The sequence below is a fragment of the Haladaptatus sp. DYF46 genome, assembly GCF_021083305.1.
In the GTDB taxonomy this organism is placed as follows: domain Archaea; phylum Halobacteriota; class Halobacteria; order Halobacteriales; family Haladaptataceae; genus Haladaptatus.
Window position 1 is genome coordinate 52198 of the sequence record NZ_JAJFAY010000009.1, and the last position, 20967, is coordinate 73164.

Consider the following 20967-nt stretch of genomic DNA (forward strand, 5'->3'; position numbering starts at 1 on the left):
TTCATCTATGCCGCTTGATTCGATTGACAGCGCACGGTGCCCCGAGTGTGATCAGACGATAACAACTGATGACGATGTAGGGTTTCTTCAGACGAGTGAAAGTAAGCGAGGATCTTCGGGACTGGTTGTTTGTCCTCATTGCGAACGGGTACTGGGTGGCGTTGCGACGGCTTCATACGATAGCATACTCTTCTAAAACGAGTTCTCGAATGTGTATCTCTCAGAGAACGTGGGTAGTTCCTCGGTATGATCGATGTGATAGTCACCAGTGCCCATTGCATCGTCCACACACAGCGTCCGTGACTCTTTGTAGGTCACGCCGGGGACTCGTTCGGCCATTTCTTCCATCACCCGATAGCCATCGTTCTTGTATGCACAGCCGTAGTGAGTCGCAACTTCCCGATAACCCAGTCGAGCAACCATCACGTCGTTCGTCTTGGCAACGTTCTTCGCGTGCTCAAGCACATCGAGATACTTGTCTTCGACCTGCTGACTCTCGGCACGTTTCTCGCGGAAGGTGATGAGTTCGGTGTTCTGTTCCGAGCGCTGGACTGTCTCGAAGAGCTGTCGGCCTGCATTGGCTTCTCTTGTGGCGAGAATGCTGACTAAAGAGAGAGATGCTATTTTGTTAGTTCAAGCACAAAGACACACATTCCCCCAAGTACAGTAGAAAACCAATAGGTGCCGAATCGGTAGATGAGTGCTGCTCCGAGAGCGACCTCTTCTGAAACTCCCATCGGAAGCAGAAGAAGCGTGATAGCGATTTCGACGCCACCTGTTCCTCCGGGGAGTGGTGTAACACTAGCAATTGTTGCTAGTGGAACAATGATGAGTACAATGAAAAGTGGTACTTCTGGGCTTTTCATTAGCGTTTGTACTGACACATACATAATCAGGCTCATCAGGACCCATCCAGCCGTTGCAAAGACGAGTGCAGTGATTAGATCTCGTGGATTAGTGCCAATCCGTTTAATAGCGCGAAAATAGCCATCAACTCGTTTGCTAATCACCTTTCGACTAGGGGGATGATACGAAGGAATTACTTTAGAACCGTATTGCAAAATGAGCATAAAGAAATCAGTGAGTTGGTTACTGATTTTTGCAGAGTAGTGCCACGATGTATAACCGATGATTGGAAGACCCATTATGGCACCTCCAGTGACAGCCAGAATTAGTATTACATGCCGTCCGACAGTATACCGAACAGCATAATAACTCATTCCGATCGCTGCCAGCGTCATTGATGGAATAAGGTTGAGCGCGTCAAAACTGGTTATTGAAGCAAGACCAGTCTCGTAGGCTGTTTCTGTCCTCTTTGAAATCAACAGTGCACTAAAGGGTCCACCACCGGCTTGACCAAACGGGGTGATATTATCTGCGAATGCTGAACTTGCAAATAGCAGGAATGCGGACCAAAGAGATGTTTCAGTACCCACAGCGTTCAATATTCGATGAAGAGCGAGCGACCATGAAAGCATCCACGCTAATGCCAATCCACATATCAGAATCAGTGATTGTAGTGTAAGTCGAGCGAAGGTAGTCTTGATTTTCTCGATGCCTACGAACCAGAGTAAGAGACTGAGAACAATTCCAGCACCAATGAATCCAATCCAAATATTACGAGAATTAGTCCTCATCTATTCTATCTGACGATACTATACTCCTGTAGGTCTTTCCGTTTGGATGTAATCTTGAAAACAACAGATGGTTTCTGAGAGGTTGATACAGCACTTGATCCGTTTCAACGCTATACACTGCTACTCGAATAGAGTGTGTCTATTCCCAGCTATTCATATTCCAAGATCCGGAAGCGTTGTCTCCAGACGATAGCACAACCGAGAATGCAAAGTCCGATCCCAAGGAGTGACACCATTGGGTATGCAACAAGATGGTCAATTCCAGAAGTCACGATACGAAGTGTCGCATCAAATACTACCGAGTAGAGCGATTGCTCTTTCCCATAGTAGACAACCAGCCCAACTCCGACATTGAAGAGAAAAGCCCCAATGAATGAATATGCCGTGAATCGACTCCGATTCATCTCCGTGAATCCTGCTGGGATCGATATAATCGAACGAAGTACGGGTAGGAGTCGTCCCCACAAAACTGAGCTCTCGCCCCATCGACGGAACCATCGTCGACTGCGGTCGATCTCATCCTGAGAGACATGGACGTATTCACCGTATCGCTCGGCTACTGTTGCACCCGCTGTACCAAACACATGGTATGCAAAGAGGCTCCCGATCGTTGCGCCGGTGGCGGCAACTAATGCAAATGCAACGAGTGTCGGACCGCTTGTAACTAACAGTCCGGCAGCGAATGGGACAACGAGTTCGCTCGGGAAAAATGGGAACACCATCGATGTTTCGAGGAACATGAAAACGAATAGTCCGAGATAGCCATACTGCGTTAGCAAATTGAGGACAGTTTGAGTGAGTGTCATATATTTGGTCGTTTACCAAGCAACGCAATCGATGTGGTTTACTATCTTGTCTGGGTCGTTACTCGCGATTCTAATGGTATCTCTCTTAAGTCTCCTCGACTACCCGTTGTCGCTCACGTCTCGCACGAACCTCATTGATCGAATCATTTGAGACAAGACGATCGACTTTCTGTTCGAACTCTCGTTCTGTGATTTCGCCATTCACGTATTGCTGTTTCAGGTTCGCAAGAGCCCGTTCAGCCTGTTCTTCTGCTGATGGTTCGGATGGTGTGAGTGTGTCCGATAGTCCCGTTGGCCCGAGTGGCGAGTATTTGCGCTCGAGATGCTCAACGAGTTTACCGAGTCGAGTGCTGCGTGGGAGGGATGCATTCTGAGCGATCGTCCAGAGGGCACCAACACTGGAGAGTGTGAATATTACAACAAGGACTGCGACGGTAATGATTGTCGGAACTGCGATATTGAGGAGACTCTCGACGATCGGGGTTCCGCTCACCATTCCCATATAGACGACGAGCGCGAGGTACCCGACAACGACGAGCAACAGACCTCCTGAGAGGAGCGAACCCAACATGGACACCCACAACCACTTGTTTTTGTGAAGGGCCATTGTGTAGTCAGTAGTGGGCATACAGCGTTGTATATCTGCTGTTCTCATTCCTTTATGCCGACTGTTCCTGAACGTCTCATTCTTTTGGCAGACTATCTAATGGAGTTTTCTCGTCTCAATTCGCGTAAAAGTGATGTTACTCTTCTTCAGGGCGGGGAAGTGCTACGAACGACTTTTTGACAATTTGGAATGGGTCATAAATCGACTGATGGCACGGACAATAGATTAAATTTGACGCTCCGAACTTCTTCGCCCCCGCGATTCCCTTGAATGAAGGTATACAGCAAAAATGAGTACATTTGTTGAGATTAGCGATGAACCCATTTTGTGTACTCTCCTGTAACCATTTGTTGTTGTGAGCCTGTTCTTCAACGTGTGTACTGCGGATGATCTGTGCGGTCATCGTCTCGCTTGACGGGACATCTTGTGAACGCCAGGTAACCAGAGCAGGCTTGCCGACACCGGCTTTCCCGATATCGTTCCCCCATGTTTTGTAGTCACTAAAATCGTCGATATGCACCTTATTGCCTGCACTTACCTCCTGGCTTTGCCATTCGTATTTGGCTCCTTCCTTATATCGAAAGTAGTCATCTTGGTCCGCTTTCGGATCAACCCCTGCATATGTTTGAACGCCACAGTACTGGAACCATTCGCTCGAATAAGTGATTCCCCCGATTTGTTTCTCGGCGACGGTGATTGTACGTCCTTGAACTTTCTTCTCCTCTGGTTCCGGAAAAACACCTTTTACAAATCCTTCATCGTCTATTTCGATGGGGATCTGCGGCATTCCCCGAGGAGCGGGACCATCGATATTTTTCATCGCCATGTACTCTGTACTTCCCCCTCCTTCACCTGACGGCGACGTTGATGATTTGAGCATAGCAGCACCAGCTGTTCCGACTGATGTCAGTGCCGCACTCCCAACGACACCCTTTACAAATCGCCTTCTTCTACTGCTTTCTGGATACTTATCACTCATTGTTTCAGCTCATAGGTTGTCAGAAACTCATTCAGAAGATCACTCTTGTGATTCGAATAAATCATCCTCTCTCGAGTATAGGGTCTCTCTCGAGATTAACCGGTAGTCACAGTTTTACCGACTGTAGTTGAACCAAAGCTTTATTGGGTTCTATTATCTCCTAAAAACGACCTTTCCACGCGACTAGTCGATTTCGCCATACCTATACGTCTGTCTTTCAGTAATTCTCTTGTTATTGGGAGTATTCGTTATAAATGTGTATTAATCCCAGGGACTATTCACGCCAAATGATTGCGAGCAAGTCAACGATATCTGCTCCGACCATTCCAACGATCCAAATGAGAGAAACCCGCGACACAGAAACACAAGTCGAACCGAGTGAGATTATTGATCTCGTCTCACCAGAGGTTGCACGTCGTATTCTTGCAACTGCGACTCAACAAGAATGTACCGCTGAAGAACTCGCTGAAGAGTGTGATGTTTCAGTACCGACAATCTATCGTCATGTGAATGAATTACAAGAACATGGATTCTTAGACGAATCACTTCGAATTGAACAATCCGGTAATCACCGCAAAGCGTTCGAAACCACTCTTGAACGTGTTTGTCTCACGTTCGCAGATGGACTCGTCAGCGCAGATATCCACATCCGAAAAGATTTCATTGACAAATTTAGCGAGTTTTGGCAAGATCTGGATTTCTCGAGGGTGGAATTGAGGTCATGAATTGTATCATTCCTCTCTCCAGTACCTCCGAGGTTTGGACGTTGACGATTGTTCGGATCTTGCTAGTTGGATTCGCGGGGGGATTCACTGTTATTAGTTATCTCGCCTATCGGCGTGAAGGGACGTCCTCTCTTTTCGGAGCCATTTTTGGCTTCCTTCTGATCACATTTGGGCTAATCGTTGAACTCTTCTATGAAATCGGTATCAAAGGGAGCTTCTTTTTGACCGAGGTGGAAGTCGTTCGTCTCCAGCTTGTCGAAGGTCTCATTCTCATTGCTGGCTTCGTCATCTTGTTGTACTCGATCAGCAAAAACTGATCTTTTCTTTTTCTTGCCGTTGTATTCCCCCTTTATGCGTAGAAATAGATCATATGATGATACTGTTTGGATTGTTCTCTAATGCGCCACTGCTTTGTTACGGTCGTTTTTTGCTATTGCTACTCGCCTATGTTTGATCGGACCCGAGTTCCGAACTTTCTTCCGTTTATTAAACGTTTGGGTCAGCTACAGCGCATGAGGCTCTGCTTGCATACTATTCCCGATCCGGATACTCTAGTGAGAGAAGATGAACCGACGAACAATCTTACGAAAGACTGGTGTCGTCACAGTAGGTCTCTCGCTATCCGGTTGCCTCGGCAGCTCATCAAGTGATTCAAATGAAGAAAACGCCGGAGCAGAGTCTACCAATACAAAAACAACCGAGAGCAAATCTTCGACAACGAACAAAGTCCGTACGCTTCAGATGGGTGCCACAGCAAAACTTCGAAATGGTGTTCAGTTCGCGGTATCTGGAGTCGAACTCAAAAACCAAATCGTCCGACAAGGAACCTCGGTAGAACCAGCACCAAAGAAACAGTTTGCTATCGTCTCCATTGAGAGTCGAAACAAGGGCGATGAGAAACAGCAGTTACCAAGGGCGATAACGATGTCCCTCAAGGCGAACGGGAAGAGGTACTCAGCGACTAGTTATACTGGAAGTGAATACAACCAGTATCGGTACAGAGGAGGCGAAAGCGATCCTGGCGCGATTCGTGACGGTGAACTCCGTTTCGAGATTCCAGAGTCCGTTTCAAAATCGGGTCTCACTGTTCTGTGGACGTACGAAGGGTTGAAACACCCAATCACTATTCGGTGGCAGACGTAGTGAAATTTTTTCCTTTTGAAAGGTTGAATAGGCAATTGTAACGCCGCTACGTTACGATTCTGTCTCTTAATTGCTCGTCAAATCAGAGCATAAATACCGGCCGTTTCACCCTGGATACGGAACATACGAGATCACGTTCCAGATGCAGCCGTCCTATATTTGCACACTGGGCTTCCGCCGTTGTTCGACGCTATTGTTCGATGAGCGACTACCAAGTGTGAGCTTTTTCGTCTTCTTCTCCCCGTCCTCCAAGAAGGAAACTGTAATCGTCTCTCCGGGACTTTTCTTGAGTATTAGATACTGTAGCACATCTCGTGGTGAGGACATCTTCTTCCCGTCGATACGAAGAATGATATCTCCTCCTGTCGGGACAGCAATGCCATCTACAGTTGTTTGTCCGGCGCTTCCGTCGAGGACGCCAGCTGCAGGACCATTGGTTTGAACATCAGTCACGAGTACCCCACGTGGCGAGGACAGATCATATGCAGTCGCCACTGCAGCAGTGACGTCAGCGAGCTGTGCGCCTAAGTATGGGTGCTTATATTTACCGTTCTTGATGAGCCCAGGAACGACTCGATTGACCAAATTGGCTGGAATTGCGAATGCTACGTTATCACCACCACCTGAATTGATAACACCTACTACTTTTTTATTGAGGGTCATCAATGGGCCACCACTATTCCCAGGATTAACAGCCGCATCTGTCTGGATTGCGTTGGGAATCGTAAGCGGACTCCCTGGACTAGGAATAAATCGGTTGACTCCACTAACAATCCCTTCCGAGAGTGATCCTTCAAGACCATAGGGGCTCCCGATAGCAGCTACTTTTCGCCCAACAGCGGGTTCCTGTTCCAAGAATGGGAGTTTCTTAGCATACTTGGGTCTGTTTGAAACTGATACAACAGCGAGATCACTATACGGGTCCTTCCCAACGACAGTTCCTACCTGAGATTCGCCCTGTGTGAATTGCACATCGACTGTATCTACATCTTTAACAACGTGATAGTTCGTAATAATGTGCTTGTCGTCAAAGACGAATCCGGAGCCCAATCCCTTTTTTTGTCCGGCTGATATCCGCAACAAAACGACCGATCCAATTGTTTCCTGATAAACTCGTGTATAGACACTTGAGGTATTATCTGCTTTCGTTTGCGGTTGACTTGTTGTTTTCTTCATTCCCTCTTTTGCTGTTCCAGTGGTTGATTCGGGAGTACTGGAAGTGTCTTGAGAACCAATGGATGCACACCCTGCAGTTGCTGCTGTAAGACCTGTTCCAAATAACTGGAGGTATTGTCGTCGAGTTCGCTGTTTGCGTCCCATGTGTCTTATTTCTTCTTTGCCAGCCAATTATATCGTAGAGCACTGTTAAATCGGATGCAGCTGAAGAAAACCTTTAAACAAGTGAAACACACAGCGTGTATACTATGTTTATATTTGTGAAGGTCTCTTTGCCATATGATTGAGGTTGATGTCACATCTCAGTCGGCACTTTCCGGGTTCTTCGGTTCTGTACCCATTGCGTCACGGATGTTCAGAGTAGTGCGGTCGATAAGCTCTCGCACGCTCTCGTGACGTTTGATGAACAACCCGACTCCTGCCACGATGTAGATCACAGTATAGACGTATAGAATGAGAATACTGAGATTTGCAGTTGTGGGCTCCGTGGTGCTTTGAATAACGTAGAATTCCGCAACGACCTGCGAGACGAACAGGAAGAGCAACGCTACTGCCTCACGAGTACTAATCTCGAAGTTCGCCAGAATGGCAAGTGCGAAAAGACTCTGGGCGGCGGTGATCCAAATCTCGGCGGCCTGTTTCTGATCGAAGACGAGTGTCCCGATGTGGCCAGCAGCTATGGAGTACACGACCGCAAGTGTGCCAATGAGCAGCGTCCACTGATTGAGTTTCGAAGAAATCAATGCGTTGAACCCAGCAGTTGAGCGGGCTTTGTTCACGAGATAAGCGACGACGATAAGTTCGGGGCTTTCGCTCGCGAGCGGCGCGAGCCACTGAATCATGAAGAAGGGTGGAACTCCAAGAGACGTTCCGAGTTCCTCAAGACCCGATGCAAATGGATGCACCGCTTCGAAGATAATTAGCCCGGAGTACGCGAACAAGAAGAGGACGGTGGCTATACGCCGACCCCTCGGATACTCTTGGAAGTATGCTGGGACACCAACGTGCGCTTCGCTTTCCTCGACATCACCTCGAATAATAATGCCGATGTAGAGAACATAGAGTCCCACCAGGAATAGGGTGTCGGCGATACCGATACCACCCCCAAGCGGGACGAAGAATGCGTATATCGTCGCCACGAGGAGGAATGTGATCTCGAGCGAGATCCCGCGATCGATTGTGACGGCGTTATTGAGAAACCCTGCGCGTTGTTTGACAGCAGAGTCGCCAGATCGCTTTGCCCGATAGATCGTAAACAAGGCGATACCTGACCATCCGATCCCGATAAGGATTCGGTTCGCTCCAGTCATATTCGCGACCGCAAGGTTAGCTGCTTCGCTCGGGCCGGGATTGGCTCCCGCTTGCCAGGCGTATAGTGCGTCGACAGCGTATTCAGGTGCGACGGCAAGCACTGCTAATACAGCGATGGCAAAGGCGGTTGGAACGTCCTTTTCAGCGGTTTCTGCGGCCCAGGCGAGTAGAAACGCTGCCCCAAGGATGGCAAGCCCACCGACGAGAACTGCCATCATTGGGGTAATATTTGCGTGTGGATTCTCCGGAGAGGATGCTGGATCGAGGTGATAGCCGTTCAAGACGAATAACCCGACGAAGGGCATCGTCAGGAGCAACGCGGCAGCGACAGCAGCAAGTGGATGACGTAGGTAGTTACGCATTGATGTGATAATCAAAGCGAACTCATCTACCTTTTGTGGTATCAGTTAGGTTCGTGCCCAACGTGTGATATGGATATTTAGATTTCTCGACACACCTCAATACCGTTCTCCGAGAAGGTCGCTAACAGAGACACGTACAATTTAATCTTGCAATTCCGCTCAATGAGAGACGTTACTCAGTATCGTAGTCAATCGTCTTAGCTGAGTGTTTTGTTTCTTCGTCTCAGTTATAGCCATCTCCATCTGACAAGGCTGTCGCTTGCTGATTAGCCTCTTTGTACAATCCTCGGTATCGGTTGAGCTTCCGATAGAGCAAATAGCCGAAAAACCCGTCGTACACAATTACGAACCCGATGTACGCCATCATGTGTGGGACAGCAGGAACGACGGTGGAAATTAGTCCTGGCACGAAGCCGACGAGTGTATTGTATGTAGCATGGATGAACGCCGCAATGAGTAGTCCCTTGACGACGATTGGCCCGGCTTTTTCACGGTTGAACTTCGCCAGCCCGAGATAATATCCGGCGAACGCAGAGTAGATGACGTGGCCCGGTCCGGCGAACAACCGAACGACTGCAGTTTCCCCAGCTCGTAACAAGATGTCGGGACTTGAGGACTTGAGGACTTCTTGGCTGATATAGATCGCGTTCTCGATAGTCGCAAACCCAAGTCCAGCCATCGCCCCGTATACTGCTCCGTCGATAACGGCGTCGAACTTATCGCTTCTGTAGGCAAACAATCGGACCGCTAACCACTTTACTGTCTCTTCGACGGGCGCAACGATGAGATAGAAGAAAATTACCATTCCAACGACGGGGATCTGGCTGAAGATTGGTTCCGTATAGGAATTGAATATCGCCGCAAATCCAGCGAACAGTAAGCCGAGGAGGAATGTACCAACGAGTATCGGAAGTGGCTCTGACATTGTTACGTCTGCGTACCAGAGATAAACTGCGAACGCGAATGCAGGGACGATAGAAAGGAGAGCGAACAGCCCAATCCATGGATTTGTTAGCGCAGCTAACCCGCCTAATGCGATCTGTACAAAGAGAATCGCCAGTGCGAGTAGGATTACGATTGCTCGCCCGGTTGTGACGATTGCTCCATGCAGCTTCGTAGCAACCCGGTCGAGACGCGACCGTTGTTCCCACGTCGAGATACCGTAGAGATCAACCGAGTCGTCCATTCCACGGCTTACTGGGTCACTCTTCTTCTCCATGCTATCTTTTCTCTCACAGGTAGGGGATAAAATAGTTCGGAAGGATAGGCACTGTCTAGATAAGGAAAACCAAGCGATTGCGGTACGATTGGCGAGGTTTTTGCACTGCTTTAAATGACCAATAATTAATGATGTCGTCGGCTGTACCGTGAGACGATGGAATTCAACTGCGTCACGAAAAACCTAGTTATGATGAGGCAAAGTGATTCGTTTGCCACTCACGTTAGAGCTGTTGGAACGCCACTCTACAACTGAATCGCTTAACTAGACAGTATCGAAGGATATATTATAATACCCGACCCGAATGGTTTTTAGATGTAGAACAACCATCAACGACGGACATTAGTCGGTATTGCGACCAAATACGTGACGGTGGGTTCCCTAATACTTTCCTCGCGATCGATGCGGAGTTCGTGGTATAGTTACCGCCCTGTTGTCCCTTTCTTGATCCTGATGCAAAGGAGATTAGTGACTGCTCTGATTGCTTGACAGGTGTCTCGATAGCCATCTTTATATTCGATCTCCGGGGTTCTATCCGTCCTCGCCGCTTTCACCCTCATCGCCGCCTCCTTCGCCGGTTTCTTCTCCACCACCATCTTCACCATCTTCTCCTCCTCCTCCTTCGCCATTTTCTCCTCCTCCCTCTCCTTCTCCACCTTCACCGCCTCCGCCAAATCGTGCACAGCCAGAGAGGCCGCCGATGAGCAGTCCGGTTGCACTAAGCAGTTGACGTCGAGTGGTCATACTTGGCGCTACGCGTGTAATCGTAGTAAATCGGACGGCTTGACAGCAAAAATACCACCCCCATACAATCTTCTGAGTAAAACGGAAACATCCCGTTCTGGGCTGGTGTCTAGCTATTTTCTGTTTGACCCACACGTGGAATGCCTGGTGCACCATCGACCAGCCAGAGCAGGAATGCTAAAAGATAGGGTATTGAGTAGATTGCAAGAAAAATAAAATGTTCTGGAGTCAGCATTTCGTCGAAGAACTCGCTGAAGACACGATTGAGACGCCCGATTAGTGACGCTTCTGATTCATACGGGGGCAGTGTGACGAGGGGCCAGAGCAGTCGATCACTTGGCGTCACACCAGATTTTGGAACTGCGAGAATCGCATCACCGAGGAGATGCGACCAGTAGCCAACCGTGAATGCAACACCGAGGTCGAATCGGCTTTTAATAGTCGCTACTCCGAGAACGAGAAGTCCAACTGGTATCGCAACCAAGATTGAATGGGCAACTGAATACCCTTGCGGGAAAAGGTGCAGTCCCCATGAGAGGGTTTTATCCACAAGATCCGGCAGTTGAGTGCCAAATAATACTGCGAGGACCACTCCGAGTCCCGCTGGTGGTTTGCGTGTTACAAGCCGGTGTCCGAGCGAGTACAAGACGTATCCAAAAGCGGCATGCCCCCAGGGCATCATGGTTGGGTCACCATCAGAGGCCCACAGGAATCCTGTAATCGATCGGTGCGGAAAGCGACCATGGAATTGGTATTATCTGGAGGGCTCATCACGAGCAAATAGCAATTCAAACCCTAAAAGCCCATGCTATTCATCTGATCTGCTTTATCCGGCTGAATATTCTTCTAACCTCTATGGACTTTTTTCGTTATACGGGCGAGCAGAATGAGTACTTTGAGAGGTGGTACATAATAAAGACGACCATGCCGGTCATAAGGAATCCATCAATGAATAATATACTGATTGCCACAAACATCAGCGGCAAAGTTCACTGACTATCAATCATAGAGATCAGATAGGAACCATCATTTTATCGTCTTCAAAAGCCGGTCACGAATCCTGATCCGGCAGTGTTGAACTCATTAAGTCTTGTGCATGACTACAACAGATAAAACCACACTTGATGGTTAATCCCGATTCGGATCTTGTGCTTTGATGCAGCATGAACCGACGAAAACTCCTACAAACGACAGGTGCAATCGCGGCAGGTATCTCACTTGCCGGTTGTACTGGTGGAATAACTGGCAACTCGAATGAACAGGACAAGGGCGATGAACCAGTTAATACCGAAAATCCCGGATGGTTCGATATTGACTCTAATATTCTGGAAGAGAAGATGGGTCAAGAGGTGATGATCACTCAGTCTTCGCTCCTTAGAACCGCTGACAACTTTGGTGTCTTTTTCACCGTAAAAAACAAACACGGGGAACCGCTGAGTAACGTGACTGCTCACGCCCGACTAAAAGATCAGAATGACGAGATCATTGATGACTTCGAGACGACTCTTGCCGAGATTGAATCCATCGACGACCTCGCCCCGAACGAAATGTGGCGTGGTGAAATCATCTTCGAAGACACCAATCCAGACATCTTTTTCAATGAGGTCGTTGCATATGACATCTGGGCAACTGCACAAGCCGAGCAAACAGTAGCCGATTCTTCTGGCAACCAATCTGCTGGCAACGCAACGGAGGGTAATAACAAAACCGACGGCGGAAATAGCTCCTCATCATAACTTACCCTGTGCGAAAGTCATCAAAATTCCTTTTATTCAGCCAAATTGCTGTGACACCGTCCAGATAACGTTAACTTATTAGCTACTATTGAAGAGATAGGTTCTTCAATAACGCCCAGAGGAGAATGGATGAGAGTATCTCCTCCAGGGAAACAAAGTCGTAAAAGAGCCGTAATCGGTGTATAACAAACTACTGAACTACTGACTGTTCTGTAGCGATCTTAATGGCACCAAGCTATATCTCAAATCAACGTACAGAAAAAGTAGCACTCCTTATTGGATTTCTATCGCTTACAATATCGGCGCTTATAGCACATAGGAACCCGGCGAAATCATACGAACTCTCGATCTATCAGGCTACTCCAGTAGCGTTTTGGATTGGTGTTAGTATTGCGATTTTCATTGCTGCTATCCTAGCGTTCCGGACGATTGGATCTCTACGGCACCTTGCACTAATCCTCTCTGGAACTTGTATTCTGACGGTTGTAAGCCTTCCAATTATTCGTGGATATTACTTTTTTGGCCATGGAGATGCATTGACCCATCTCGGATGGGCACGCGAAATCAGTACCGGATCCATGGACCCTACCGAGTTACTCTATCCGGGGATTCATACGATCTCTGTCATCATCAGTACTGCTACCGGAGTTCCTCTCAATAGAGCCTTGCTGCTAACTGTTATCTCATTTGTTCTTCTTTATCTTCTATTCCTTCCACTCTGTACACGAGCGCTTGACTCTCACAAATACTCAATAGTGTTCGGATCGCTAGCTGCGTGTCTGTTGCTACCGATCAATGGAATCAGCCTTTTTGTGCAGCCTCACCCCGCATCACAAGCAGTACTCTTCTTGCCTCTTGTTCTCTTCCTTGCCGTGCGGTATCTCACCGGTAACGAGAAAAGTAAAATTCCCTTCGTTAAAACTCCATTTGGAGTATTACTTGCGCTTTCCTCCATTGCAATTCTACTCGTGCACCCCCAACAGACGGCTAACGTATTGATCGTGTATGGTTCTATTGTTGGTGTTCAGTGGCTCTATTCTTTATTCCGTTCCGATCACGTTATCGCTGGACAGCATCGGTCATTGTTCGGCCAGACTGTGTTTCTTGGTATTTTGTTCCTGATATGGATGCCAACGCATCAGCGTGCCAGTGGCTCAGCGAGATATCTCGTCCGTCAACTTCTCTTTCGATCGAATACTGCTGCAAAAGATATCACCCAACAGGCTGGTGGTCTCACACAGATCGGTGGAAGCCTTGAGTCGATGTTTCTCAAACTGTTCTTGATCAGCTTCATTTTCTGCGTGATCACCGCCCTTACGCTGCTCGCCGGTGTGAGCAATCGTCTTTCCACACCGCGAGTTAATCGATTTAGCAACTATCTCTTCGTCGCCTATATCCCCTTATTTGCACTTTTTGGAGCCTATCTCATCACAAGCACCGGAAAATTCCATTTTCGCCAACTTGGGTTTATTATGGTGATTACTACGATCTTCGGTGCGATTGGATTGACACACTTTACTGACTATCTTAGTCACCGTGTAAAACGGACGGAGCTGGTGAAATCTCCTCTCACAATATTTTTCATCGTACTACTGGTTCTTTCTGGAGCGACTCTATTTCATTCACCGTATGTTTTCCAGCCATCGGAGCATGTAACCGAGGGAGAAGTAACTGGCTATGAAACCGCATTTGCCAACAGGGGAAACTCGTCATTTATCGGGTTACGTGCGCCCGGAACGCGGTACGCTGATGCATTGTATGGAGTTCGGGAAAGAGATCCTCGCGAATTCCTCGGTGACAGTCTCTATGCTGATACGCCTGCAACCGGGAAGAATTTTACCGGGTCGTACTTAGTGAACTATTACAACTCAAGTCACTACTTGCCAATTACCGCTACTGGTCGACAGCGTGAAATTCGTGTATATAATGGACTTCGGTTCCCTCAACGAGGGTTCCGGTCATTAGAGAGCCATCCGAGGATCGCTCGGGTGCAGTCTAGTGATGGATTCCAATTATATTATCTTCGCACATCAGAATAGCATTTGTGCCACAAAGCTGTTTTTGTTCCTTGATTGGCTATCGATATGCTATCTTTTCTCTCACAGATAGGGACTAAGATAGTTCGGAGGGCAGGTTGAAACACTTACCCTGAATGGCCTTTTTGACTTATAATAAACATCAAGAACGCACATTTAGTTGGAATTGTGCCGATAGTCCGCGCTGTGAATCAAAGTGAATCTATGAGATGTCATAGTTGTAGATGTTTTGGCTTGCTCACTGCGCTCTGGTTGAGAATCAAATTCCATAATCTTGAGTACTGTCTTCTTCAATAATTTCCATAACTTATGGAATAGATTTACACTGGTATTAAGATGGTTGAGTGTATCTATCCCGTATGGTATTTACTATGGCTTTAGCGCAAGCGGGAGGGATTCCACCAATTACAATTAGCATGGTAGTTGTATTCGGAATCGTCTTCCTCGCGCTTGTTCTCTTTGTGACAGAGTTACTGCCAATTGATGTCACTGCAATTCTGATAATGGTCCTTCTTATGTTTCTTGAACCATGGACCAAAATCTCTGTTTCAGAAGGGCTTTCAGGATTTTCGAATACAGCGACCGTTGCTGTCCTCGCGATGCTCATCCTCTCTACAGGGATCAGTAGAACGGGACTAGTTCAAATCATTGGTCGAAAGATGGCTGCGTTTGCGGGTAACAACCCGACAAAGCAACTTATCGCGACGATCAGTGTTACTGGCCCCGTCTCTGGGTTCATCAATAACACTCCAGTAGTTGCCATTCTCGTGCCAGTTATTTCTGACCTTGCTCATGAGGGAAACACGTCCCCCTCGAAACTTCTCATCCCACTTTCGTATGCCTCGATGTTTGGTGGGATGCTCACACTTATTGGAACCTCGACGAACTTACTCGCCTCGAGCGTTTCTGACCGACTGATCGGCCAACCGTTTTCGATGTTTACGTTCACCGGACTCGGCGTCATTGTGCTTGCCACTGGCACTATCTACTTGCTGACTGTCGGTCACAGACTCATTCCTGAACGTGTTCCAGCACGGGAGGATTACATTGAGGAGTATGATCTGCAGGGCTACGTGTTCGAGGTCATTGTTCGCGATGAATCATCGATTGTTGGGAAAACCGTCCAATCTGCGATCGATGAGTCACAGTTCGACGCAGACATCGTCCAACTGATTCGCGACGGCGAACAGTTTTTCGAGGGTATCGCGAGCAAGCGCATTCGTTCTGATGACATCCTCACTGTACGTACAGATCGGAAAACGCTTGAAAACCTCCGCGAACAGGAGGGCCTCGACCTTGTTGGGACACAACCAACTGACTCAGAACTCGAACCGGAGGAGAACGGAACACAAACGCTCGTTGAGATCGTTATCCAATCTGGATCGTCACTGCTCGGTGAGACGATTTCTACCTCGTCGTTTCGTGAGCGATATGACGCAAGTGTCCTTGCCTTTCGATCCGGCGGAAAGACGATACGGAGTCGGCTCAATAATATCGAACTACAAGTCGGTGACACACTTCTTGTCCAAGCGCCGAGTGATAGTATTGACCGACTCAGTCGCAACCCGGAATTCATTGTCGCTCACGAATCTGACTCGCCTGATTACCGGACAGAGAAAATCCCATGGGCAGTGGGTATTCTCATTGGTGTTGTCGGTCTCGTTGGAATGCCGTGGGGGCTATTGGCTTCAGTGACTGGTATCGAGGCGCTTGCTGGTCTCGAATTCAATATCGTTCAGACAGCACTTGCAGGTGTTGTGTTGATGATCGTCGCTGATGTAATCAAGCCTGGTGAGATATACGAAGGCGTCGACTGGAGTGTTATTTTCCTCCTTGCAGGTGTCATTCCTCTTGGCGTTGCCTTGGAACAGACGGGTGCGGCAAACCTCCTTGGATCGCTTGTCGCTGCAACCGCGAATTTCCTGCCGCTGATCGGTGTCCTTTGGGTGTTCTACATCGCAACGGGGATTATCACGAGTATTATCAGCAACAATGCGAGTGTCGTCTTGATGATTCCCGTCGCTGTCGAAGCGGCTCGAGATATTGGTGGCAATCCCTTCGCATTTATTCTTGCAGTCACCTTTGCTGCGTCAACGGCATTCATTACGCCTGTTGGATACCAAACGAACCTGTTTGTCTATGGCCCGGGTGGATACAAATTCACAGACTATACGAGAGTTGGAGCTCCACTTCAGCTTCTACTCTCTGTTGTGACAATCCTTGGAATTGCGTTCTTTTGGGGAGTTAGTGCACCTGTCTAACGAAGTTAGACGAGTATGACGCTGGGTTCGATCAGAAGTTATTGATTTGTGCGGCAGCAAGTGGGTATCTCCGCTCGGGTGGTGTGGGCCAGTTACCGCAGCATTTGGGCAAAGGCGAGTAAATCAGTCCTCTTCGAACATGCGCTTGAGTCCCACCCCGGTGATGCCTGCGAGGCCGGCGAGAACGCCGAATCCGGGTTGACCGGCGGTATTTTCGCTGCTATCATTCGTATCACTGGATCCTCCCGACCCGGGATTCTCCTCGTCCGTTCCGGCCACGGTCGCACCCATCGGCTGCCCGTTTGCGGCGTACGTCGGTATCGACTGTGCTTCGAGGCCGACGTAGTTACCGGAACAGGTCTTGGTGTTGTTGATGATGAACGGCTGTCCGATTTCGATCTGCTCTTTGTTTCCGTTCATGTAGAGGTCCGTTCGTACCGACTGCTGTGACGTGCTCTCTTTTCCGAGGTTGTCGATGAAAACGCCGTTGTACACCCATGTCTCGTTCGCATTCCAGTTCGGGAACTCGCACGTCGAAATAACGTCGGGATTCGCCTGTTTTCGCTTCACGTCGGCGACGATGACGAATTGCCCGGCGTAGTTGTTCTCGAACAGTTTCGACTGTCGAGCGACCATCTGTCGCGTCGTTCTGTTCTGTGCTGTGTCGGTCGTGGTTCCGTCCTGTGCTGCTACTGTCGTCGATGCGAGGGTCGCACCGACAACACTACTCGCTCCCGCGAGGAACGTCCGCCGTGTGTGTGATCTCTTATTACTCATTGTTCTGGCTCACGCTTGGTTAGAAACTTATTCGAGAGCGCATCCAGGAGACCGCTCTTCTGGTTCGGATAAATCATTCTCTCCTGAGTATACTGACTCGTTCAACGTTAATCGGCAGCCATAGTATTAGCGATTGCAGTTGAACCAAAGATTTATTAGGTCCTCTTCGTCACCCAGAGATGATCTCTCCATGTACCTACTCGGTTTTGCCACAGCTATTCATCTCCCTTTCGGAAATTCTCTTAGTATTAGCCGTAGTGAGTTGCGACTTCCCGGTAGCCTAACCGTGCAACCATCACGTCGTTAGTCTTGGCGACGCTCTTCGCATGCTCGAGGACGTTGAGGTACTTGTCCTCTCGACCTTCTGACTCTCAGCACGCTTTTCACGGAAGTTCACGCGTTCGGTGTCCTGTTCTGAGCGCTGGACTGTCTCGAAGAGCTGACAGCCTGCATCTAAGGCCTATGATTGAGTCATTTTCTCAGTATCAGTACTGGTGTCATGGTTTGGGAACCATACATTAAGGTGACCTATTATAAAGAAAAAATACCCCGAACTACTGCTATTTTGGTGCTGATGTCGAACCATAGCGATCAAAAGAAAAGTAGCATTAATCGACGAATGGCCATAAAATCACTCGGAGCGGCTGCCATTGGTGGCGTCTCAATTGCGACGCTCGATCCCGAAATCGTAACAGGAATTACACCGCAATCAACAGATGGCAAAGCTGTCGGCTGGGAGGGCGGCAAAAAGAGTAAAACGATGTTCCCGCTCTCCGTGATGAGTGGCGGTCCCACGTCATCAGGAGTTATTCTCTGGACGCAACTCTCTGCGGATAGCTGCCAGTCTTCGTCACCGGTTCATGTACAAGTAGCAACCGATGACTCGTTCTCGGATCCTGTATACGAAGGGAAGGTCACAGCAGAGAAGGTTTCTCCCGACCATAATAACATCGTCAAGATGGATCTCGATGGGAAACTTCCCGCTGATAGTCATCTCTTCTATCGATTCCATCATGCTGGTGTGACGAGCCAGATTGGACGGGCTCGTACACTCCCGAAAGAAAATGCGAGTCCCGAAGCAGTTCGTCTTGCGGTTGTCACGTGTCAGTCGTATCAACAAGGGTATTATCCTGCCTACAGTCACATCGCTCAGGAAGATCTCGACTATATTGTTCATCTTGGCGATCAAATCTACGAATACGCAGGTAAATCCGATCTCGAAGGACGTTCAGTATCGCTGCCGAGTGGCCATGATCTCGCTTGGACGCTTGAGGACTTCCGTCATCTTTGGGAGACTTACCGCGGTGATGGGTTCTTCCAAGATGCACTGGAACAACATACATTCATCCCGACGTGGGACGACCACGAAATCGTCAATAATCGGTATTGGGACTATGAAAACGACCGACCATGGACGAAGGATCATCCACTCAACGACGACTCCGAAGCGATTACCAAGCTGTTCGCAGACGGGATACAAGCGTGGTGGGAGTACAACCCTGCACGAGTGACGTACAATCCTGATGCGGAGTCACTTCTTGAACAATTCCAGATGTGGCGCAGCATTCGGTTCGGTGATCTGCTGGAAATGCCGGTTACCGACGAACGGCTGTTCAGTTCGCTTCCACCAGGTGGCGACGCAGCTGGACAACGACAGTGGGGGATTCCGCCGAACGCACCCGAAGCTGATGATGCTGATCGGACACGCCTCGGTTTCGAACAGCGTGAATGGCTGCTTGATACACTCAAGGAGACCAACGCAACCTGGAAGGCATGGACGAATGAACTCGCGATCTCACCACTGTGGCTCTCATTTAGCGACAATATGCAAATTTCGAAGAACTATGATGCGTGGGACGGCTACCAGCATGAACGAAACGAAATCATGGGCCAACTCACTCACTACAACGTCGACAATTTTGTCGCGTTTACCGGTGATATGCACACATACATGGTGTCGTATCTGATGAACGATTGGGAACGAACCGAGAGTCGAACACCGGTCCCATCGAAAGAAGAACTAGTTGGTGTTGAGCTTCTCACACCGGGAATTTCAAGCAATTCAGGAACCTCAGACTTCTGGGGTCCAGGCGAAGAAGTCACAGAGGAGTCCGCTTCGGAGTCGCTTACTAACGAAGAAATGGTTGAGACGGTACTTGAGGAGAACCCGTGGGTTGAGTTCTTCAACGCGAAGTACAACGGCTATTCAGTTGCCGAATTTACGCCTGATGCGTGTACATGGACGACGTATGCAGTTGACGATACGGTTAATAAAACGGATGCACGTCGTGAAGTTCTCCGGAAGTACGAAATTCCGGAAGGCGCTGTCGAACTCAACGAACTCGAATCGAATGATTTGAAAAACGGATTTGCCGCACAAGATTCGTAGATGCCTTTCTAAAGATTCTACTCTATTCTAATCGTAGGTTTCTTGAATAGTACGTCCGTCAAGGGAACAGTCACTACTGGCTAGATTTGACATCTGCCCCCTCCCTTCAGAGCGAGGTTTTGCACCTGTCACCTCCGTACTCATGGATCGGGTTTCGAAGCAACAGGAGGACTACAATCGACGCGGAGTGTGGCAGTACTGGAACGGGCGGCGGATTTAGGGTTGGCACGTGGTCCGATCGTCTCGAAGAGCTGACGGCCTGCATTCGCGGTTTACTCAGAATTCGGCTGTAGCAGTTCGATTCCGCGTTCCACAATTGCATCAGTAATAAAGAGGCTCGTCTCTGTCTGGAGGCTCCGCATCAGTGATGCAGCCTCGCTGCTGGGTACGATATCTCGATGATACGCGAGTGCGATAACACCAATCGAGCCGTGGACTTCGATATTTTGGTCTTGAGCGAACTCTCGTGCTGCCAGGTCGTCGGTAAGAAAGACGGTGTCTTCTCGTTCATGAGCTACTGCCAGTGCCGCTCGCTCGCCTGCGTCCAGTTCAGCACTGCTCTCGATAGGATCCACAACCTCGATCCGTTCCCACTCAAGATCTGAGAGCTCCGTCGGAATTCCCCCTTCTTCGAGTTCTTCATACACTGTATCAGGGATCAGTAGCTCGTCAATTGCCGTCAACAAGTCGAGTGCATCGATTTCTGCAAGGTGGATAAGTGGGCCTGTATCCGCGACCGCAACAATCGTCACGCGTTGAGACCCCAGTCAACATCATCTTCAACGGCTGCTGCTTCGCGGTCGGCTCGCTGGACGTTTTCGAGTCCAACCAATTCGATTGCCTCTTCGCGAGATAGCTCACCGTCGATATATTTCCCGAGGACGACGTTCTCCCACAGATCCGCGATCCCGAGTTCAAGGGCTTGCTCGAAAACCTCCGACTCAGGGACACCTCGTGCATCGGCGATTTCACGGACACGATCGGAGATTTCAGCTGCCATAGTACAGAGTATGGGTTGCGTCACTTAAATATCATCGACAGTCGTGGTTCGACACCAAC

20 protein-coding genes are annotated in these 20967 nt (G+C 48.8%); 8 read left to right on the forward strand and 12 right to left on the reverse strand.

The genetic code is table 11. The features are described from left to right. The first annotated feature begins 384 nt into the window (after positions 1 to 384). Positions 385 to 609, forward strand: a complete 225-nt coding sequence (locus tag LJF34_RS25570) for a hypothetical protein (RefSeq protein WP_231188940.1) — start codon at positions 385 to 387, stop codon at positions 607 to 609. Positions 610 to 620: 11 nt separating this feature from the next. On the opposite strand, the gene LJF34_RS25575 is transcribed toward LJF34_RS25570, so the two are convergent. The 4 genes from LJF34_RS25575 to LJF34_RS25590 form a co-directional block, all read right to left on the reverse strand. After that, positions 621 to 1637, reverse strand: coding sequence for a lysylphosphatidylglycerol synthase transmembrane domain-containing protein (locus tag LJF34_RS25575; protein ID WP_231188942.1), 1017 nt, complete (start codon positions 1635 to 1637; stop codon positions 621 to 623). Positions 1638 to 1786: 149 nt separating this feature from the next. After that, a complete protein-coding gene (locus LJF34_RS25580; protein ID WP_342765909.1) occupies positions 1787 to 2443 on the reverse strand; it encodes a DedA family protein in 657 nt (218 codons plus the stop codon). Positions 2444 to 2528: 85 nt separating this feature from the next. Then, entirely contained in the window at positions 2529 to 3071 is a 543-nt protein-coding gene (locus tag LJF34_RS25585) for an SHOCT domain-containing protein (protein WP_231188944.1), read from the reverse strand. A gap of 115 nt (positions 3072 to 3186) precedes the next feature. Next, positions 3187 to 4029 carry a ubiquinol-cytochrome c reductase iron-sulfur subunit gene (locus LJF34_RS25590; protein ID WP_231188946.1) on the reverse strand — a complete coding sequence of 281 codons (843 nt, stop codon included), beginning with the start codon at positions 4027 to 4029 and terminating at the stop codon, positions 3187 to 3189. 287 nt (positions 4030 to 4316) lie between these two features. Between LJF34_RS25590 and LJF34_RS25595 the strand changes: the two genes are divergently transcribed. The 3 genes from LJF34_RS25595 to LJF34_RS25605 all read left to right on the forward strand — a co-directional run bounded on the left by LJF34_RS25595 (position 4317) and on the right by LJF34_RS25605 (position 5897). Continuing rightward, a complete protein-coding gene (locus LJF34_RS25595) occupies positions 4317 to 4754 on the forward strand; it encodes a helix-turn-helix domain-containing protein (RefSeq protein ID WP_231188948.1) in 438 nt (145 codons plus the stop codon). Beyond that, entirely contained in the window at positions 4751 to 5071 is a 321-nt protein-coding gene (locus LJF34_RS25600; protein ID WP_231188950.1) for a hypothetical protein, read from the forward strand. Before LJF34_RS25595 ends, LJF34_RS25600 begins: the two co-directional genes overlap by 4 nt. Before the next feature lie 247 nt (positions 5072 to 5318). Continuing rightward, entirely contained in the window at positions 5319 to 5897 is a 579-nt protein-coding gene (locus LJF34_RS25605) for a DUF4352 domain-containing protein (protein WP_231188952.1), read from the forward strand. A gap of 153 nt (positions 5898 to 6050) precedes the next feature. On the opposite strand, the gene LJF34_RS25610 is transcribed toward LJF34_RS25605, so the two are convergent. From LJF34_RS25610 to LJF34_RS25630, 5 genes are all read right to left on the reverse strand, one after another. Next, complete coding sequence (locus LJF34_RS25610; protein ID WP_231188955.1) at positions 6051 to 7217, reverse strand: trypsin-like peptidase domain-containing protein; 1167 nt, start codon at positions 7215 to 7217, stop codon at positions 6051 to 6053. A 158-nt stretch (positions 7218 to 7375) separates the two neighbouring features. Beyond that, positions 7376 to 8746, reverse strand: a complete 1371-nt coding sequence (locus LJF34_RS25615) for a sodium:calcium antiporter (protein WP_231188957.1) — start codon at positions 8744 to 8746, stop codon at positions 7376 to 7378. 223 nt (positions 8747 to 8969) lie between these two features. Continuing rightward, positions 8970 to 9965 carry a PrsW family glutamic-type intramembrane protease gene (locus LJF34_RS25620; protein WP_231188959.1) on the reverse strand — a complete coding sequence of 332 codons (996 nt, stop codon included), beginning with the start codon at positions 9963 to 9965 and terminating at the stop codon, positions 8970 to 8972. A 422-nt stretch (positions 9966 to 10387) separates the two neighbouring features. Further along, positions 10388 to 10639, reverse strand: coding sequence for a hypothetical protein (locus tag LJF34_RS25625; RefSeq protein ID WP_231188969.1), 252 nt, complete (start codon positions 10637 to 10639; stop codon positions 10388 to 10390). Positions 10640 to 10818: 179 nt separating this feature from the next. Beyond that, positions 10819 to 11391: a metal-dependent hydrolase gene (locus LJF34_RS25630; protein WP_231188971.1), complete on the reverse strand. Its 573-nt coding sequence runs from the start codon at positions 11389 to 11391 to the stop codon at positions 10819 to 10821. A 481-nt stretch (positions 11392 to 11872) separates the two neighbouring features. Between LJF34_RS25630 and LJF34_RS25635 the strand changes: the two genes are divergently transcribed. The 3 genes from LJF34_RS25635 (at position 11873) to LJF34_RS25645 (ending at position 16742) form a co-directional block, all read left to right on the forward strand. Then, positions 11873 to 12445 carry a twin-arginine translocation signal domain-containing protein gene (locus tag LJF34_RS25635; protein WP_231188973.1) on the forward strand — a complete coding sequence of 191 codons (573 nt, stop codon included), beginning with the start codon at positions 11873 to 11875 and terminating at the stop codon, positions 12443 to 12445. Between the two features lie 224 nt (positions 12446 to 12669). Then, the gene (locus LJF34_RS25640; RefSeq protein WP_231188976.1) at positions 12670 to 14484 is read left to right on the forward strand and encodes a hypothetical protein; all 1815 of its coding nucleotides are present in this window, start codon (positions 12670 to 12672) and stop codon (positions 14482 to 14484) included. A 356-nt stretch (positions 14485 to 14840) separates the two neighbouring features. Then, the gene (locus LJF34_RS25645; RefSeq protein ID WP_255666499.1) at positions 14841 to 16742 is read left to right on the forward strand and encodes an SLC13 family permease; all 1902 of its coding nucleotides are present in this window, start codon (positions 14841 to 14843) and stop codon (positions 16740 to 16742) included. 123 nt (positions 16743 to 16865) lie between these two features. Here the strand turns inward: LJF34_RS25645 and LJF34_RS25650 are convergent, their stop codons facing one another. After that, positions 16866 to 17519 (reverse strand): hypothetical protein, encoded by a 654-nt coding sequence (locus LJF34_RS25650; RefSeq protein WP_231188978.1) that lies wholly within the window; start codon positions 17517 to 17519, stop codon positions 16866 to 16868. Between the two features lie 499 nt (positions 17520 to 18018). Between LJF34_RS25650 and LJF34_RS25655 the strand changes: the two genes are divergently transcribed. Further along, positions 18019 to 19908 carry an alkaline phosphatase D family protein gene (locus LJF34_RS25655; RefSeq protein WP_231188983.1) on the forward strand — a complete coding sequence of 630 codons (1890 nt, stop codon included), beginning with the start codon at positions 18019 to 18021 and terminating at the stop codon, positions 19906 to 19908. A 272-nt stretch (positions 19909 to 20180) separates the two neighbouring features. On the opposite strand, the gene LJF34_RS25660 is transcribed toward LJF34_RS25655, so the two are convergent. Both LJF34_RS25660 and LJF34_RS25665 read right to left on the reverse strand, forming a co-directional pair. Continuing rightward, the gene (locus LJF34_RS25660) at positions 20181 to 20660 is read right to left on the reverse strand and encodes a nucleic acid-binding protein (protein WP_231188985.1); all 480 of its coding nucleotides are present in this window, start codon (positions 20658 to 20660) and stop codon (positions 20181 to 20183) included. Beyond that, positions 20657 to 20908 carry a hypothetical protein gene (locus LJF34_RS25665; RefSeq protein ID WP_231188987.1) on the reverse strand — a complete coding sequence of 84 codons (252 nt, stop codon included), beginning with the start codon at positions 20906 to 20908 and terminating at the stop codon, positions 20657 to 20659. Before LJF34_RS25665 ends, LJF34_RS25660 begins: the two co-directional genes overlap by 4 nt. Positions 20909 to 20967: the final 59 nt, after the last annotated feature.

Coding starts and splice junctions, on each gene's coding strand:
- LJF34_RS25575 (WP_231188942.1), bottom strand. CDS start 1,637: ATGAGGACTAATTCTCGTAATATTTGGATTGGATTCATTGGTGCTGGA.
- LJF34_RS25580 (WP_342765909.1), bottom strand. CDS start 2,443: ATGACACTCACTCAAACTGTCCTCAATTTGCTAACGCAGTATGGCTAT.
- LJF34_RS25585 (WP_231188944.1), bottom strand. CDS start 3,071: ATGCCCACTACTGACTACACAATGGCCCTTCACAAAAACAAGTGGTTG.
- LJF34_RS25590 (WP_231188946.1), bottom strand. CDS start 4,029: ATGAGTGATAAGTATCCAGAAAGCAGTAGAAGAAGGCGATTTGTAAAG.
- LJF34_RS25595 (WP_231188948.1), top strand. CDS start 4,317: ATGATTGCGAGCAAGTCAACGATATCTGCTCCGACCATTCCAACGATC.
- LJF34_RS25600 (WP_231188950.1), top strand. CDS start 4,751: ATGAATTGTATCATTCCTCTCTCCAGTACCTCCGAGGTTTGGACGTTG.
- LJF34_RS25605 (WP_231188952.1), top strand. CDS start 5,319: ATGAACCGACGAACAATCTTACGAAAGACTGGTGTCGTCACAGTAGGT.
- LJF34_RS25610 (WP_231188955.1), bottom strand. CDS start 7,217: ATGGGACGCAAACAGCGAACTCGACGACAATACCTCCAGTTATTTGGA.
- LJF34_RS25615 (WP_231188957.1), bottom strand. CDS start 8,746: ATGCGTAACTACCTACGTCATCCACTTGCTGCTGTCGCTGCCGCGTTG.
- LJF34_RS25620 (WP_231188959.1), bottom strand. CDS start 9,965: ATGGAGAAGAAGAGTGACCCAGTAAGCCGTGGAATGGACGACTCGGTT.
- LJF34_RS25630 (WP_231188971.1), bottom strand. CDS start 11,391: ATGATGCCCTGGGGGCATGCCGCTTTTGGATACGTCTTGTACTCGCTC.
- LJF34_RS25635 (WP_231188973.1), top strand. CDS start 11,873: ATGAACCGACGAAAACTCCTACAAACGACAGGTGCAATCGCGGCAGGT.
- LJF34_RS25640 (WP_231188976.1), top strand. CDS start 12,670: ATGGCACCAAGCTATATCTCAAATCAACGTACAGAAAAAGTAGCACTC.
- LJF34_RS25645 (WP_255666499.1), top strand. CDS start 14,841: ATGGTATTTACTATGGCTTTAGCGCAAGCGGGAGGGATTCCACCAATT.
- LJF34_RS25650 (WP_231188978.1), bottom strand. CDS start 17,519: ATGAGTAATAAGAGATCACACACACGGCGGACGTTCCTCGCGGGAGCG.
- LJF34_RS25655 (WP_231188983.1), top strand. CDS start 18,019: ATGGTTTGGGAACCATACATTAAGGTGACCTATTATAAAGAAAAAATA.
- LJF34_RS25665 (WP_231188987.1), bottom strand. CDS start 20,908: ATGGCAGCTGAAATCTCCGATCGTGTCCGTGAAATCGCCGATGCACGA.